Below are 14,480 nucleotides of genomic sequence, written 5' to 3' on the forward strand. Positions count from 1 at the left end.
TGGGGCCTGACCATGGTCCGGAGGGAGTGAAATGAAAGCCCATGCAGAGCGCTTGTGGGATGTAGTCATCATTGGCGGAGGACAAGCCGCCCTGGCAACGGCGTACTTCCTGCGCCGGACAGATCTCTCGTTCATCATCCTCGATGCCGAGCAGGGCGCCGGTGGTGCTTGGCGACACGGCTGGGATTCCCTGCGGCTGTTCTCGCCAGCCACCTGGAGCTCCATTCCCGGTTGGATGATGCCGCCTGCTCAGGATGGCTATCCGTCTCGCGAACATGTCATCGACTACCTCACCCAGTATGAGGCGCGCTATCAGTTTCCGATTGAACGGCCGGTACGTGTCACCTCAGTCGAGCGCTTAGCCGGCGCGTTACATGTCCATTCAGAGTCTGGCCATTGGGATGCCAAAGCTGTGGTCAGTGCCACAGGCACTTGGAGCAATCCGAACATACCTGCCTACCCCGGCGCTGAGCTGTTCCGTGGCCAACAGCTGCATTCGGCTGTTTACGTTGAACCGCAGGCCTTCTCTGGCAAGCGCGTGCTGGTCGTCGGCGGCGGCAACTCCGGCGCTCAGATTCTCGCAGAGGTTTCCAAAGTAGCGGATGCGACCTGGGTAACCCCTACCGATCCAGTTTTCCTACCTGATGATGTAGATGGCCGAGTGCTGTTCGAGCGGGCCACAGAGCGCTGGAAAGCGCAGATGGAGGGGCGTGTCATTGAGCAGCCGGTCGGCGGGTTGGGCGACGTAGTAATGGTCCCGCCTGTGGTGGAGGCGCGTGAGCGAGACGTTCTGCACGCGGTGAGACCCTTCGTTCGTTTCACCCCTGACGGTGTGGTCTGGGCAGACGGCTCGGAAACCGCAGTGGATGCAGTGATCTGGTGCACCGGGTTCAAACCCGCCTTGGGACACCTCGTCAGCCTTGGGGTTGTTACTGAGCAAGGACGTGTAGAGGTCGAAGGGACCCGATCTGTGAGTGAGCCCAGACTGTGGCTGGTGGGCTATGGCGAGTGGACAGGTTCTGCATCAGCAACCTTGATCGGGGTGATCCGCACTGCCCGCAGTACTGCAGCTGAAATCGAGCAGTTTGTGGTGAAAGCGGAGGCCTGATGGCCTCCGCATTTCCTCACGGATCAGTGTATCTGTTGTGCCATTTCACTGTGCCTGGGCAGTGCGATCGAGATGAGTGCGGCAGCCAATACGAAGATGCTGGATACCCACAAACACGCCTCTAACCCGTAAGCTTGGAACACCCAACCTGACAGCAGTGTGCCGACCAAGCGCCCGAGGGCGTTGGACATGTAGTAGAAGCCCACATCCAAGGACACGCCGTCTTCCTTGGCATAGCTGACGATCAGGTAGCTGTGCAGCGACGAGTTCACGGCGAACAGCACGCCGAACAGCATCAACCCACCGAGCAGCACTACCTGCGCCGACCAGCCTGCCGACAGGCCCAGGGCAATGAGCGCAGGTAGCCCGGCCAGGGCGATTGCCCAGATGAAGGCTGCTCGACCATCGGGCACATGTCCGCGCTTCTTGCCGGTGATATGGGGAGCAAACGACTGGACGATGCCGTAGCCGATGACCCACGCGGCCAAGAAACCGCCGACCAGCCAGAAGTCCCAGCCAAACTCAGAGCTCAGGTACACCGGCAGTGCCACAACGAACCAGACATCCCGCGCACCGAACAAAAACAGCCGTGCGGCCGAGAGAATGTTGATCGCCCGACTCTTGGACAGCATGTCACGGAACTTCGGTTTGGCCTTGGCCTTGCCCAAGTCTTTTTTCAGCAGCATCAGACTGCCGATCCAGATCAGGGCCAGCACCGCTGCCATAGCCAGTACCGCCTGGCTGAAACCGAGCAGCGCAAGCAGTCCTCCCCCTAGGAAGAAGCCCACGCCTTTGAGCGCGTTTTTCGAGCCCGTCAGGATGGCCACCCATTTGTAGAGGGTGCCTTGCTGGCTGTCCGGTACCAGGAGCTTGATGGAGCTCTTGGCGCTCATCTTGTTCAGGTCCTTGGCGATGCCGGAGAGCGCCTGGGCGACCATCACCCACGGCACCGTCAGCGAGGCTGCTGGTACCGTGAGCATAAGCAGGGCGACGACCTGCATGCCAAGGCCGATGTTCATGGTGCGGTTGAGCCCCAGGCGGGCGCCGAGGTAGCCGCCCACGAGGTTGGTGATCACACCGAACACTTCGTAGAACAGGAACAGCGCCGCGATCTGCAGCGGCGTGTAGCCCAGTGAATGGAAGTGCAGTACCACCAACATGCGCAATGCGCCGTCGGTGAGGGTGAAGGCCCAGTAATTGCCGGTAACCAGCAGGTACTGACGCACTTCCGCAGACAGGGCTGACAACGCCTTCATGATCGCCATTTACTCCGCTGCGCCGACCAGGCGTGCCAGTTCAACCGCACGGTTGGCGTAGCCCCACTCGTTGTCGTACCAGGCGTAGATCTTCACTTGGGTACCGTTGACTACGAGGGTGGACAGCGCATCGATGATTGAGGACCGCGGATCTGTGCGGTAGTCGATGGACACCAAGGGGCGTTCTTCGTAGCCCAGGATGTCCTTCAGCGGTCCTTCGGCTGCGGCTTTCAGCAGCGCGTTGACCTCTTCAGCCGTTGTCTCACGTTCCACTTCGAACACGCAGTCGGTCAGCGAGGCGTTGGCCAGTGGTACACGTACAGCGTGACCATTCAGCTTGCCGCGCAGCTCGGGGAAGATCTCGGCGATTGCGGTGGCAGATCCCGTGGTGGTCGGGATTAGGCTCATGCCCGAGGCTCGGGCGCGACGCAGGTCCTTGTGCGGTGTATCCAGAATGCTCTGGGTATTGGTGAGGTCGTGAATGGTGGTGATCGAGCCATGGCGGATGCCAAGGTTCTCGTGAATCACCTTGACCACCGGGGCCAGGCAGTTAGTGGTGCAGGAAGCGGCGGTGACGATACGGTGCTGCGCCGGGTCGAACTGGTGCTGGTTGACGCCCATCACCACGTTCAGTGCGCCTTTCTCCTTCACTGGAGCGCAGACGACCACACGTTTGACGCCCTGATCCAGATAGGCCTGGAGCACAGCTACCGACTTCATCTTGCCGCTGGCCTCGATGACCAGGTCGCAGCCCGACCAGTCGGTGTCTGCGATGCTCTTGTTCGCAGTGACCTTGATGCGCTTGCCCTCGATCACTACCGAGTCGCCTTCTGCGCGGGCTTCACGGTGCCAGCGTCCGTGGATCGAATCGAAGTTGATCAGATGGGCATGGGTCTCGGCGTCACCGGCCGGGTCATTGATCTGCACAAACTCGAATTCCGGCCAGTCCCAGGACGCGCGAAGCGCCAAGCGACCAATACGGCCAAACCCATTGATACCTACTTTGATAGCCATGTTCTTGGTCTCGCATCGCGATTAGAGAAAAGTCAGAGGGTGTTGGAGAACTGGTTGATGTACTCAACGTGTGCAGGGTTCTGAATCGCACGTGGGCGCAGGGCCTGGACCTGAGCAACGGCTTCCTGCACAGGAATGCCGCACTCGATCATCAGGCAGGCCGCAAATAGGCCCGTGCGTCCAGAGCCGCCCTTGCAGTGAATGGCGATCGTCTTACCGGTCATCACCAGCTCTTTCAGGCGGTCCCGGTGAGTGTTCCAGGCGGCAGCAAACGGCTCACCGGGTGCTTCGTCGTCCTCGACCGGCAGGTGGAACCATTCGAGGCCCAGCAGTTGGCACTCCTCGGGGAGCAGATCGATCTCGTTCTGCAGCAGTTCTTCACTTGGCATCAGGGTCACCAGCGCGCTCGCCCCAGCTTCGCGTAGCGTTGCCAGCGCCTGAGATACCGAGGTGTCCTTGGTACCAGGGCACGGAGTGAAGATCAGCTGGCCGATCAGCTCGGGACTAGCCAGCACGGAATAAGGGTGCAGTTGCATGCTCAGAAAGCCTCAAATGGATCGTTGATTAACGCGTTTGGAAAGCTCTTCAGCCGACTCCTTGCGCTCGGAGTAGCGATCGACCAGGTAGTCGGAGCGATCACGAAGCAGCAGAGTGAACTTCACCAGCTCCTCCATCACGTCGACGACTCGGTCGTAGTACGGAGAAGGCTTCATGCGGCCGTTCTCGTCGAATTCCAGATAGGCCTTTGGCACGGAGGACTGGTTAGGGATGGTAAACATGCGCATCCAGCGGCCGAGGACCCGCAGCTGGTTGACCACATTGAACGACTGCGAGCCACCGCAGACCTGCATCACCGCAAGGGTTTTGCCTTGGGTCGGGCGCACGGCACCCATGCTCAGCGGAATCCAGTCGATCTGCGTCTTGAACACGCCAGTCATTGCGCCGTGGCGTTCTGGCGAGCACCAGACCATGCCTTCCGACCACAGCACCAGATCGCGCAGCTTCTTGACCATGGGGTGGTCATCAGGCGCGTCATCGGCCAGTGGTAGGCCGGACGGGTTGAAGATCCGCGTCTCGGCACCGAAGTGCTCCAGCAGGCGTGCCGCTTCTTCCGTCAGCAGGCGGCTGAACGAGCGTTCGCGGGTCGATCCATACAGCAGCAGAATGCGAGGCTTATGGATGGACTTTTGCTCGACTGCCAGTTTGTCAGCTGTCGGCAGGTAGACCAGATCGTTGTCGATGTTGGGGATGTGGTGTTCGGTCATGATTTACTCCGAGAAAAGTCTCCAGATGGCTGATCGAACCAGCGGCGTTTGAGCCACAAGGCCACGCCTACCAGTGAGATCAGTACCGGCACTTCCACCAAGGGCCCAATGACGGTGGCGAAGGCGACCGGTGAGGCAAGACCGAAGGTGGCAATGGCCACGGCGATGGCCAGTTCAAAGTTGTTGCTCGCTGCGGTGAACGCCAGCGCAGTGGTACGTGGGTAGTCGGCCTCCAGCAGCTTGCCCATCCAGAAGCTGATGAAGAACATCACCACGAAGTAGATGGTCAGCGGGATGGCGATGCGCAGCACATCCAGCGGCAGCTGCAGTACCATGTCGCCCTTCAGGCTGAACATGGCCACGATAGTCAGCAGCAAAGCCACGAGCGTCAGAGGACTGATCTTCGGCATGAAGCGCTCCTGGTACCAGATCTCGCCCTTGCTACTGATCAGGATCTTGCGGGTCAGAAAGCCGGCCAGGAACGGGATGCCCAGGTAGATCAGCACCGATTGAGCAATTTCGATGAAGCTGGTCTTGATGATGCTACCCTCAAGACCAAACGCCGGTGGTAGCAGGCCAAGGAAGATCCACGCATACACGCTGAAGAACAGGATCTGGAAGATGCTGTTAAACGCCACGAGTCCGGCGACGTACTGGTTGCTCCCACCCGCGATCTGGTTCCATACCAGCACCATGGCGATGCAGCGGGCCAGGCCGATCAGGATTAGACCTGTCATGTACTCGGGTTGATCGCGTAGGAAAATGATTGCCAGGGCAAACATCAATACGGGTCCTATGACCCAATTCTGGACCAGCGAGAGCACCAAGATGCGTCTGTCGCTGAAGACTTGCGGAAGCTCCTCATACTTCACCTTGGCCAGCGGCGGGTACATCATCACAATCAGGCCGATGGCAATGGGGATATTGGTGGAGCCCACGGACAGGCTGTTCAGCCACGTCGGAAAACCTTTGAAGAAGCTGCCCAGGCCCACACCCAGGGCCATGGCCAGAAAAATCCACAGGGTAAGGTAGCGATCCAGAAAGGACAGGCGGCTCTTGCTCATGGTCATGCTCCCAGCGTGCCAATCAGTGCCAGCTCTGCTTTCAACTGCTCCGGACTCATGTGCTCGAACCGCAGGGCGAGGAATGCCCGAACGCGGTTACGAATGATTTCCACGGTATGGTCGAAGGCGCCTTCGATCAGTTCGGTACTCCCCTCCATGTCGGAAGGGTCTGCCAGCCCCCAGTGGGCTTTGATCGCAGGCCCGAAGAACACCGGGCATGCTTCACCGGCCGCTTTGTCGCAGACCGTAATCACAAAATCCGGGGCAAGCGACTGGTGAGCATCGGTAGGCTTGCTGAAAAGACCATCCGTGCCAATGCCGGCTTTGGTCAGAGTCTTTAGGCTGAGGGGGTGAACTTCGCCCTTTGGCTGGCTCCCAGCGCTATAGGCCTTCAAACCCTTCGGTGCCATGTCGTTGAAGACTGCTTCGGAAAGGATGCTACGGCAGCTGTTTGCAGTGCACAGAAAGAGAATTTTCATCGACGTATCCTTGGCGTTATTCAGCAGCAGGTAGCGGCCCTTTCAGGCCGGTCACCCATTTGTTCAAGGCGTTTGGCGTCAGGGCTGAGCCAGTGGCGATTTGCAGTGAGCGTGCTCTGCAAAATCTGGACGACCCAATCTGGGAGATTAGGGTGCAGGCGGTAGTACACCCACTGCCCTTGACGACGATCTGCCAGTAGACCGCAGGTGCGTAGTTGAGCCAGGTGGCGGGAAATTTTCGGCTGGCTTTCTTGTAGTGCACAGGTCAGTTCACACACGCACAGCTCACCTTCTTCGGTGATGAGCAGCATGGTTCGGACGCGGGTTTCATCTGCCAGGCATTTGAAGACTGTCGTTGGGGTTAGATGGTCTGTCATTGCTATCTCAGCGCTTGTTTTTCACCAGAACGAACATCTTGATGCGTTCATGGATTTCATGAAGGGTGTGTCGGAAAGCGTCAGGCTCGCTGCTGGTGGCGGGATCTTCGAAATGCCAAGAAAGGACCTCGCCAGCTTTCAACGACGTCATGCATTCCGCTGCCGATTTGTCACACAAGGTGATGACGTAATCGAAATGCTCACCTGAGAATTCGCCAGTGGCCTTGCTGCGCAAGCCATCGGTGTTCACGTTCAGATGCTCAAGTGCCTCCAGCGTACGAGGGTCAATTGAGGTGGGCTGGGTGCCGGCACTAAACGCTTCGAAATGCTCGGTATCTGTGTGCCTAAGGAGGGCCTCCGCCAACTGCGAGCGAGCGGCATTAGAGGTACAGACAAAGAGCACGCGGGTCTTGAAGGCCATGGGGGACCTCAGGGTTTATTCGGAAAATCGAATATATGATTTTCCGCATGCTTCGTAAACAGAAAATATGTTTCATGCAGCCTAAAGGACTGCTTTTGGCGAAGCTGTGTGAGGATTTCTTGGTGGGCAGATGAGGCGGCGAAGGGTTACATCTGGTTACACGTATATTTGGACTACGTCATGAAAGCGTCATCGACGGCCCTTTAGGTTGCGGCCATTCCAACCCAACACAGGAATTCGTAATGAAAAAAATGACCCTCGCGGCTCTGGTCCTCTTCGGCCTTTTTGCCGGTGCTGCCAATGCCAGTCAGTACGACAAACCCGGTTTCGTCACCGAGGTCGAAGACGGGCGACTGTGGGTGTTCCGAGCGGATTCCCAGGAGCTCAAAGACTTCAATGCCAGCGGTGAGCCGGTCAAGCAGTTCACTGACATCGGTACCGGCCCTGAAGGGATGACCGTCAAAGCCGCGGACGAGCAGACCCTGAAGGAGTACCTCGAAACACTGAAAAAGTGATGGATCAGGACTACACTCAGGCTTCATCCATATAGTCCCCTTGGCCGCCTTCGGGCGGCTTTTTTCGTAGCCGTTCGGGCAGCACATCTTTCTGACTAAATCAGGTGATGCGCTGGCGTCCGATCAAATTCAAATGGACGCCATTTTCTAGTCTGGTTATGTGAGGCGCACGCTTCGAGCCACCCTTATTTCAGGTCATTAATGCAGAAGTCATGGAAAAATTTCCGCCCTTGGGATGTCTGACAATGATTCAGCCGGCGCGACCCGAAGCGCTTAATCCGTTGAGTCCAGATTTCCCTCTCAAGCATCAGCTTTTTTTGTGGTGTAAGCAGCTACTGACTTACGTATTTCTTCCCTAGCCTCATCTGCGTTACCCCAGCGCTCCATCCTCACCCACTTACCCGGCTCCAACGCCTTGTAGTTTTCGAAAAAGTGCTGGATTTGCGCAAGCAGAAGTGTGGGAAGATCTTCGCTTTCCTTGACAGCGCTGTACATAGAGCTGAGTTTGTCGTGAGGAACAGCGATTACTTTGGCATCGGCGCCTGCTTCGTCTGTCATGTACATCACGCCAACCGGACGACTGCGAATGACAGCACCAGGAGAGACCGGATAGGGACAGACCACCAATACGTCAAGGGGATCGCCGTCATCGCTTAGCGTGTTCGGTATAAACCCGTAGTTGGCCGGATAGAACATCGGCGTACTGAGGAAGCGATCAACGAAGATCTGCCCGCTTTGTTTGTCCACCTCGTACTTGATCGGAGAGTGATTTGCAGGTATCTCGATAACGGTGAAAAAGTCATCGGGAATTGCATTTCCAGCAGGGATATCCGCATAGCTCATTTACATAACTCCAGTGTTCGAATGAAGGAAGAGGCTAGGTGGCCTTTTTGCCAACGGTGCCCATTTCGATTGGGGACTTGATGTAAAACACGGAGATCTCCTCAAGCTCCAATCGCTTGAACAACCTTTCGGATTCGTCCTCGGTGAGGGCCATGCGGATCTCTGTCGGCTGATCCGCCAATTCAAAAAAATGTGAGGAGTGAAGTCGACCTGTATGCCCAAATCCCTCAATGCCTGTAGAGAGTGTTGCGCCACGCAGCCCCATTTCCTTGGCTAAATCAACGATCCAGTCACCGAGCATCCTTCCTTGGTAGCGACGGTTTTGTTGGGTAAAGAAAATCACGAGAAAGCCTTTCATTGTCATCTCCTCAACGCGAGCCAATCATTTGAAAGGACAGAAGCCCGGCAGCCGTCATCGCCAACGAGCCCACTACGTGCAAAGAAATCGAGCCGAGAGCCCACAGCAATCTGCCTTCTTGGATGAGAGCGACTGTTTCGGCTGAAAAGGTGGAAAAGGTGGTAAGTCCCCCACAGAAACCCGTTATTATCAGCAGCCGCCACTCAGGGCTTAGGGAGGGAGACGCGGCCAAGAACGCGATCGCTAGGCCAATGATGTACCCCCCGACCATGTTCGCTACCACCGTACCTGGGGGAATTGTCGGGAACAGCGCGTTGAGCTTCATCCCAAGGAGCCAGCGCAACCAGGCGCCAAGTGATGCGCCGATAGCGATAACAATCAGTGATTTCAGCATGGCTGAGTATCTCCTCTTGGCTGATAGAGCCGAGGAGGTGCTAACAACAGGGGATTGCGAGAGAAGGCTGAAATAAATTTCTGTGTCACGGTTCTGTCCTGAATTGGCGGACAGGGGACACACCTACGCACCCTGTCCAGGGTTCACGTAGGCATCATCAGCACGAGGCGGTTTAAAGGAGGAATGCCATCTCCTGAAAAGATCTTATAGCAAGCGTATCGAAATCTTCAACCAGCACGCGCTCCGATCAGTAACCCCGTCCAGGGCTCTTTGTCATGTTGATCTAAACCTGCATCGACCTAGCCGAATACCGGAACGCGGGGCCAGGAGGGGCTTCAAGGCGATGATCTTTCACCTGAAGTCTTCTCCTGCCCCTGCTGAGGGTGCAACCTCACGCCTAGCTGGCCACCTTAACTTCCTGATTCAGATGGCCTTTTGCCGGATGCTAGTGGCCCATCAAGGTATCAATCCCATCGGGTTTATCGTGCACACCAAAACGATCCACCAGGGTAGTTGTCGCCCGGTTCATGCCGATCACATCCACTACAGTGCCATTGCGGCGCAGCTTCAAGACAACCTTGTCCAGGGCGCCCACTGCTGTGATATCCCAGAAGTGAGCTTCACGCAGGTCAATCGTTACGGTATCCGCTTCCTCACGCAGATCGAAAGCACTGGTGAATCGCTCCGCAGAGCCGAAGAAGACCTGGCCGACTACATAGTAGGTCCGGTGCTTGTGCATCGGATCGGCCTTGGAAGTAATGTCGAGGTAGTGGGCGATCTTGTTAGCGAAGAACATGGCGGCGAGCAACGTGCCAGCGATGACGCCAAACGCCAGGTTATGGGTGGCAACCACGACAACCACGGTCACAACCATCACGATATTGGTCGATAGCGGGTACTGCTTCAGATTACGGATGGATTGCCAACTGAAGGTGCTGATGGACACCATGATCATCACCGCCACCAGTGCCGCCATTGGGATGCTGGCCAGCCAATCGCCGAGGAACAGCATCATCGCCAGCAGTAGCACTCCGGCGCTCAATGTGGAGAGACGGGTGCGACCACCCGATTTCACGTTGATCATCGACTGTCCGATCATCGCGCAGCCGGCCATACCGCCAAGCAGCCCTGCGGTGATGTTCGCGATGCCTTGTCCTTTGCATTCGCGGTTCTTATCGCTGTTCGTTTCCGTCAGATCATCCACGATGGTGGCGGTCATCATCGACTCCAGCAGTCCAACGACAGCCAGCGCCGCCGAGTAAGGCAGGATAATGAGCAAGGTATGCAGGTTCAGCGGGACTTCGGGCCACAGGAAGATTGGCAGGCTGTCCGGCAACGAGCCCATGTCGCCCACCGTGCGGATATCCAGGCCGACATACATTGAGATCGAAGTCAGTACCAGAATGCAAACCAGTGGCGAGGGTAGCAGCTTGCCCAGAACAGGTACGTACGGGAAGAGGTAGATGATCCCGAGCCCGGCAGCAGTCATGGCGTAGACCGACCAGGTCACGTTGGTCAGTTCGGGGAGCTGGGCCATAAAGATCAGAATGGCCAACGCGTTGACGAAACCGGTTACGACGGAGCGTGAGACGAAGCGCATCAACTCACCCAGGCGCAGATACCCGGCGAGGATCTGCAGAACGCCGCACAGTAATGTTGCAGCGAGCAGGTACTGCAGGCCGTGATCTTTGACCAGATTAACCATGAGCAACGCCATGGCACCTGTGGCAGCGGAGATCATGGCGGGTCGGCCACCGACGAATGCAATGACCACGCAGATGCAGAATGAAGCGTAGAGACCTACTTTCGGATCGACGCCCGCGATGATGGAGAAGGCGATGGCTTCAGGAATCAGGGCAAGTGCGACAACCAGGCCTGCAAGTACATCCGCACGGATATTGGATAGCCATGTGGCTTTAAGCTTTTCGAGCATGAATTCACCCAAGGCAAGGCGCATGCAGCCCGGACGGCGACCGTCAGGCAAGCACGAGCGTGCATTTCAATTGAGTTGTGAGAGGATTTTGGCTGCGAAAAATTCTCAGGTGCAGCCGAGTACGACCGCAGCTAGAAGGCGGTCAGGTGTTGCGGGGGGGCGGGAAACTAAGGCGGCGTAGGCAGCCAGTTAGTACGAATCAAGGTTTTTCCTAGAGGTTGTCTGAAGATAGACCGGCAGTATGGTAGAGGGTTTTGTCCAAGCGGATCAACCTCAAGCGCCCGGATGTACGACCGCTTGCGGTCTTGGACAAAGCAACCTACCAGAGTTTTAGTCTCTGGCAGGTTTTGTATGAGAGGAGGCGGTTTAGGCCGCTTTTGCTGACGTTCCAGGGTGCGTCCGGCGCACTTTTAGCACTCCCCATGCAATGCCCAATACAGCAGAAATCACCGATCCGGATAGCACTCCGACCTTGGCCGCGCCTAGCAAGCTGGCATCAGCGAACGCCAATGTGGCAATGAAGATCGACATGGTGAAGCCGATACCGGCCAACAAGCCGATCAGGGTAATCACACTCCAGCTAACGCCCGCCGGCAGTGTGCACCAGCCCAGGCGGACCATCAGCCAGCTTACGCTCAGTACCCCTAGCGGCTTGCCTGCCACCAATGCAATACCGATACCCAGCATCACCCAATGAGGCGCCTCGCTCGACAGGTCGATGCCTCCCAGGTTCACTCCCGCATTGGCTAGGGCAAACAACGGCATGATGGCGTACGCTACCCAAGGATGTAGCGCACTTTGAACACGTACCACCGGGGGCACAAGCTCACGCTGCGCCAGACGCAGTCGCTTGAGTGGGTCCATCAAGTCGCTGGCATCTTGCTCCGGAGCCTTGGCACGACCGATGAGCTCACCTGAGAACCGTGCAATGGCCTCCAGCGGGCGTTCGCGCATGGGCATCGAGACAACTGGCGTCATCATCCCGAGAACCACACCAGCCAATGTAGGGTGGGCGCCTGTCATCAGTATCCCTATCCAGGTGATGACCCCCGGGATGACATACGCATAGGCCGAACCAATCCCGATCTTCTGCAGCGCGATAACCATCACGAGGCCTACCGCTGCGACCGCAAAACCTGAGTAGTCCAGGCCGCCCGAGTAGAAGAAGGCAATGATCAGAACGGCAATGATGTCGTCGATGATCGCTAGGGCCAGAAGGAAAACACGTATGTTCGAGGGAATCGACTTGCCTAGCAGAGCCAGTACGCCGACGGCGAACGCGATGTCTGTGGCGGTTGGTACCGCCCAACCGTTTTGCTGGGGGGCCTGGTGATTGAACACGAGGTAAAGCAGTGCCGGCACGGCAACGCCACCAAGCGCCGCAGCCATGGGTAAAGTGGCCTGACGCAGGCTGGATAATGCCCCCTCATGGATCTCGCGGCGAATTTCCATCCCTACCACCAGGAAGAAGATGGTCATCAGGCCGTCGTTGATCCAGAAGTGCAGGGATTGTGATACGACGTACGTTCCGATACCAAATGACAACGGGGTATGCCACAGGGCCTCGTAGCTGTCAGCCGCTGGGGAATTGGCCCAGATCAGCGCGCAAATGGCGACGACCAAAAGGACTATGCCACTGACGGCTTCGATATGTAGAAAACGCTCTAGGTTGGCAAAGGCGCGCTCGGCCATTTGCTGGGCACGGGGAAGCTCAGGTGTATGCATCGGCACAGTTACTCGCGCGCGGCGGCCCGACCGGCGTTGCTTTTAACCTGCCTCACTGCCTTATGCAGCTAGCACCCGAGTGGCAGTTTACATAAAAAGCTCCATCTTCGAACTCTGAGTCAGGTGTCTGAGGCACTAGCCACGAGCTTTAGGGGATTTACATGTGCATATACGCGCACATATATTGTCGACATGACGACCAGCCAGAAACTCCGCACCCAAGCCATCGAGGCCGCCATCGAGTCGCTGGACGAAGCCTTCTTCAAAGCGCTCTGCGAGCCATCTAGGGTTGCGGTGTTCAAGCGAGTGCTCCTGCTCGGCCGGGCGGATGTCGGCGAAATTGCCAAAGAGCTGCCACAGGAGCGCTCGGTGATCTCCAGGCACCTGCAGGTACTGCATGATGCCCAGATCGTGAAGGCCACCAAGGTGGGCAGGCAGGTGTTCTACGAGGTGAATGGTGGAGCAATCGTCGAGCGCCTGGAGGGCTTGCTCCAGCGAACCAAGGGCTTGGTTTCGCTGTGCTGCCCATAGCTAGGTTTTTGCCCTAATACATGTATGAGTGCGCATATATGAACAAGTTGAGTCGCGCAGTAGATGTGGTCGTCATCGGTGGTGGGCAAGCGGGTTTGGCGATGGGCTGGCATTTGCAGCAGCGCGGCTTGGAATTCGTCATCTTGGATAAGCAGACACTTCCGGGCGGAAATTGGCGCAATTACTACGACAGCCTGCAGCTGTTCTCCCCAGCGGAGTACTCCGCGCTACCGGGGATGGTGTTTCCCGGCGATCCCCAAGGCTACCCGTTGCGAGACGAAGTGGTGCAATACCTGGAGACATACACCGCCGAGTTTCATCTGCCTTTTGAGGGCGACACCCGAGTGGTGGAGGTCGTGCAGAAGGACAAGGCATTTGAGGTTCGCTGCGACTACGGAGTAATCTTCACTGCGCGCTCCGTGGTAGTGGCCTCGGGCGGGTTCAGCCGGCCCTACATACCTGATATTCCTGGGCTGGAAAGCTTTTCAGGGGACTATCTGCACAGTTCGGCGTATCGAGCGCCCGAGGCTTTTGCCGGCCAGCGTGTTGTCGTGGTCGGGGCAGCGAACTCGGCTATTCAAATTGCCTACGAGCTTGCTGGCGTTGCACACGTAGTGCTGGCGACCCGCGAAAAAATCCGCTTCTTTCCACAGCGGATCCTGGGGCTCGACTTTCATACCTGGATGAAGCTCACCCGGCTGGAGCACACGCGGTGGCTGAGTGACCAGAGCACGCCTGTCCTGGATACCGGTAAGTACCGGAAAGCCCTGGTTACCGGACGTTTCCAGCTCAGAGCGATGTTCCAGCAGGTGTTGCCCGACGGCGTCGTCTGGCCAGACGAAACCACCTCCCAGATCGATGCGTTGATCTTCGCTACGGGCTTCCGGCCGAACGTGCAGTTTCTGAAGCAGCTCCCTATCGCCGACCAGCAAGGGCGTGTTCTGCAGCGAAACGGAGTGGCAGATCAGGTGCCAGGTTTGTTCTTCGTTGGGCTACCCAAGCAAAGGAACTTCGCATCGGCGACCCTCAGGGGGGTAGGTGCTGACGCGGGCTATCTCATGCCGCAGTTGCTTCGTCATCTGGACCGGGTTGGTTCGAAGGAAACACTCGCTCATCGAGCGCGCAATTCAGCCAGCGGCCGTCAAGACGGGTGTGCTTTTCATAGATGCCAACGGTCCTGAACCTCCACAATACTAC

Annotated in this window: 17 protein-coding genes and 1 riboswitch; of the genes, 4 read left to right on the top strand and 13 right to left on the bottom strand. The window is 57.4% G+C overall.

Annotated elements, in window-relative coordinates:
• Positions 1 to 31: 31 nt before the first annotated feature.
• On the top strand, positions 32 to 1,108 hold the full coding sequence (locus tag NJ69_RS19050) for an ArsO family NAD(P)H-dependent flavin-containing monooxygenase (RefSeq protein WP_039582315.1): 1,077 nt from the start codon (positions 32 to 34) through the stop codon (positions 1,106 to 1,108).
• Between the two features lie 23 nt (positions 1,109 to 1,131).
• Here NJ69_RS19050 and arsJ read toward each other — a convergent pair whose 3' ends face one another.
• From arsJ to NJ69_RS19085, 8 genes are read right to left on the bottom strand one after another with little or no spacing between them, the layout of a single operon-like run.
• The gene (gene arsJ, locus NJ69_RS19055) at positions 1,132 to 2,364 is read right to left on the bottom strand and encodes an organoarsenical effux MFS transporter ArsJ (RefSeq protein ID WP_039583315.1); all 1,233 of its coding nucleotides are present in this window, start codon (positions 2,362 to 2,364) and stop codon (positions 1,132 to 1,134) included.
• Positions 2,365 to 2,373: 9 nt separating this feature from the next.
• Entirely contained in the window at positions 2,374 to 3,378 is a 1,005-nt protein-coding gene (locus NJ69_RS19060) for an ArsJ-associated glyceraldehyde-3-phosphate dehydrogenase (RefSeq protein ID WP_039582316.1), read from the bottom strand.
• A 32-nt stretch (positions 3,379 to 3,410) separates the two neighbouring features.
• A complete protein-coding gene (locus NJ69_RS19065) occupies positions 3,411 to 3,914 on the bottom strand; it encodes a cyclin-dependent kinase inhibitor 3 family protein (protein ID WP_039582318.1) in 504 nt (167 codons plus the stop codon).
• A 12-nt stretch (positions 3,915 to 3,926) separates the two neighbouring features.
• Entirely contained in the window at positions 3,927 to 4,643 is a 717-nt protein-coding gene (gene arsH, locus NJ69_RS19070) for an arsenical resistance protein ArsH (RefSeq protein ID WP_039582320.1), read from the bottom strand.
• Positions 4,640 to 5,707, bottom strand: a complete 1,068-nt coding sequence (gene arsB, locus NJ69_RS19075) for an ACR3 family arsenite efflux transporter (protein WP_039582322.1) — start codon at positions 5,705 to 5,707, stop codon at positions 4,640 to 4,642. Before arsB ends, arsH begins: the two co-directional genes overlap by 4 nt.
• A gap of 2 nt (positions 5,708 to 5,709) precedes the next feature.
• Entirely contained in the window at positions 5,710 to 6,186 is a 477-nt protein-coding gene (locus NJ69_RS19080) for an arsenate reductase ArsC (RefSeq protein ID WP_014753604.1), read from the bottom strand.
• A gap of 20 nt (positions 6,187 to 6,206) precedes the next feature.
• Positions 6,207 to 6,563 carry a metalloregulator ArsR/SmtB family transcription factor gene (locus tag NJ69_RS22520; protein WP_080754779.1) on the bottom strand — a complete coding sequence of 119 codons (357 nt, stop codon included), beginning with the start codon at positions 6,561 to 6,563 and terminating at the stop codon, positions 6,207 to 6,209.
• Between the two features lie 7 nt (positions 6,564 to 6,570).
• Complete coding sequence (locus tag NJ69_RS19085; protein ID WP_039582324.1) at positions 6,571 to 6,984, bottom strand: arsenate reductase ArsC; 414 nt, start codon at positions 6,982 to 6,984, stop codon at positions 6,571 to 6,573.
• 242 nt (positions 6,985 to 7,226) lie between these two features.
• Between NJ69_RS19085 and NJ69_RS19090 the strand changes: the two genes are divergently transcribed.
• On the top strand, positions 7,227 to 7,499 hold the full coding sequence (locus NJ69_RS19090; protein ID WP_039582325.1) for a hypothetical protein: 273 nt from the start codon (positions 7,227 to 7,229) through the stop codon (positions 7,497 to 7,499).
• Positions 7,500 to 7,799: 300 nt separating this feature from the next.
• On the opposite strand, the gene ppa is transcribed toward NJ69_RS19090, so the two are convergent.
• The 5 genes from ppa to nhaA all read right to left on the bottom strand — a co-directional run bounded on the left by ppa (position 7,800) and on the right by nhaA (position 12,752).
• On the bottom strand, positions 7,800 to 8,342 hold the full coding sequence (gene ppa / locus NJ69_RS19095; protein ID WP_039582326.1) for an inorganic diphosphatase: 543 nt from the start codon (positions 8,340 to 8,342) through the stop codon (positions 7,800 to 7,802).
• A 34-nt stretch (positions 8,343 to 8,376) separates the two neighbouring features.
• The gene (locus tag NJ69_RS19100) at positions 8,377 to 8,700 is read right to left on the bottom strand and encodes a DUF190 domain-containing protein (protein WP_039582328.1); all 324 of its coding nucleotides are present in this window, start codon (positions 8,698 to 8,700) and stop codon (positions 8,377 to 8,379) included.
• A 10-nt stretch (positions 8,701 to 8,710) separates the two neighbouring features.
• Positions 8,711 to 9,094: a fluoride efflux transporter CrcB gene (crcB, locus tag NJ69_RS19105; protein ID WP_014753597.1), complete on the bottom strand. Its 384-nt coding sequence runs from the start codon at positions 9,092 to 9,094 to the stop codon at positions 8,711 to 8,713.
• A gap of 141 nt (positions 9,095 to 9,235) precedes the next feature.
• Positions 9,236 to 9,297, bottom strand: a riboswitch (Fluoride riboswitch).
• A gap of 242 nt (positions 9,298 to 9,539) precedes the next feature.
• Positions 9,540 to 11,027 carry a SulP family inorganic anion transporter gene (locus NJ69_RS19110; RefSeq protein WP_039583316.1) on the bottom strand — a complete coding sequence of 496 codons (1,488 nt, stop codon included), beginning with the start codon at positions 11,025 to 11,027 and terminating at the stop codon, positions 9,540 to 9,542.
• A 366-nt stretch (positions 11,028 to 11,393) separates the two neighbouring features.
• The gene (nhaA, locus tag NJ69_RS19115; RefSeq protein ID WP_039582329.1) at positions 11,394 to 12,752 is read right to left on the bottom strand and encodes a Na+/H+ antiporter NhaA; all 1,359 of its coding nucleotides are present in this window, start codon (positions 12,750 to 12,752) and stop codon (positions 11,394 to 11,396) included.
• Positions 12,753 to 12,944: 192 nt separating this feature from the next.
• Here nhaA and NJ69_RS19120 point away from each other — a divergent pair, with 192 nt between their 5' ends.
• Together NJ69_RS19120 and NJ69_RS19125 are read left to right on the top strand one after the other, a co-directional pair.
• Entirely contained in the window at positions 12,945 to 13,283 is a 339-nt protein-coding gene (locus NJ69_RS19120) for an ArsR/SmtB family transcription factor (RefSeq protein ID WP_039582331.1), read from the top strand.
• 38 nt (positions 13,284 to 13,321) lie between these two features.
• Positions 13,322 to 14,464 carry a flavin-containing monooxygenase gene (locus NJ69_RS19125; RefSeq protein ID WP_039582333.1) on the top strand — a complete coding sequence of 381 codons (1,143 nt, stop codon included), beginning with the start codon at positions 13,322 to 13,324 and terminating at the stop codon, positions 14,462 to 14,464.
• Positions 14,465 to 14,480 lie beyond the last annotated feature (16 nt).

This window comes from Pseudomonas parafulva (assembly GCF_000800255.1).
Classification (GTDB): domain Bacteria; phylum Pseudomonadota; class Gammaproteobacteria; order Pseudomonadales; family Pseudomonadaceae; genus Aquipseudomonas; species Aquipseudomonas boreofloridensis.

Excerpts from the sequence above, each read along its gene's own strand:
- NJ69_RS19090 (WP_039582325.1), top strand. The coding sequence starts at position 7,227 with ATGAAAAAAATGACCCTCGCGGCTCTGGTCCTCTTCGGCCTTTTTGCC.
- NJ69_RS19065 (WP_039582318.1), bottom strand. The coding sequence starts at position 3,914 with ATGCAACTGCACCCTTATTCCGTGCTGGCTAGTCCCGAGCTGATCGGC.
- crcB (WP_014753597.1), bottom strand. The coding sequence starts at position 9,094 with ATGCTGAAATCACTGATTGTTATCGCTATCGGCGCATCACTTGGCGCC.
- NJ69_RS19125 (WP_039582333.1), top strand. The coding sequence starts at position 13,322 with ATGAACAAGTTGAGTCGCGCAGTAGATGTGGTCGTCATCGGTGGTGGG.
- NJ69_RS19060 (WP_039582316.1), bottom strand. The coding sequence starts at position 3,378 with ATGGCTATCAAAGTAGGTATCAATGGGTTTGGCCGTATTGGTCGCTTG.
- NJ69_RS19050 (WP_039582315.1), top strand. The coding sequence starts at position 32 with ATGAAAGCCCATGCAGAGCGCTTGTGGGATGTAGTCATCATTGGCGGA.
- NJ69_RS19100 (WP_039582328.1), bottom strand. The coding sequence starts at position 8,700 with ATGAAAGGCTTTCTCGTGATTTTCTTTACCCAACAAAACCGTCGCTAC.
- arsB (WP_039582322.1), bottom strand. The coding sequence starts at position 5,707 with ATGAGCAAGAGCCGCCTGTCCTTTCTGGATCGCTACCTTACCCTGTGG.
- arsH (WP_039582320.1), bottom strand. The coding sequence starts at position 4,643 with ATGACCGAACACCACATCCCCAACATCGACAACGATCTGGTCTACCTG.
- NJ69_RS19080 (WP_014753604.1), bottom strand. The coding sequence starts at position 6,186 with ATGAAAATTCTCTTTCTGTGCACTGCAAACAGCTGCCGTAGCATCCTT.
- ppa (WP_039582326.1), bottom strand. The coding sequence starts at position 8,342 with ATGAGCTATGCGGATATCCCTGCTGGAAATGCAATTCCCGATGACTTT.
- NJ69_RS19120 (WP_039582331.1), top strand. The coding sequence starts at position 12,945 with ATGACGACCAGCCAGAAACTCCGCACCCAAGCCATCGAGGCCGCCATC.
- arsJ (WP_039583315.1), bottom strand. The coding sequence starts at position 2,364 with ATGAAGGCGTTGTCAGCCCTGTCTGCGGAAGTGCGTCAGTACCTGCTG.
- NJ69_RS19085 (WP_039582324.1), bottom strand. The coding sequence starts at position 6,984 with ATGGCCTTCAAGACCCGCGTGCTCTTTGTCTGTACCTCTAATGCCGCT.
- NJ69_RS19110 (WP_039583316.1), bottom strand. The coding sequence starts at position 11,027 with ATGCTCGAAAAGCTTAAAGCCACATGGCTATCCAATATCCGTGCGGAT.
- nhaA (WP_039582329.1), bottom strand. The coding sequence starts at position 12,752 with ATGCATACACCTGAGCTTCCCCGTGCCCAGCAAATGGCCGAGCGCGCC.
- NJ69_RS22520 (WP_080754779.1), bottom strand. The coding sequence starts at position 6,563 with ATGACAGACCATCTAACCCCAACGACAGTCTTCAAATGCCTGGCAGAT.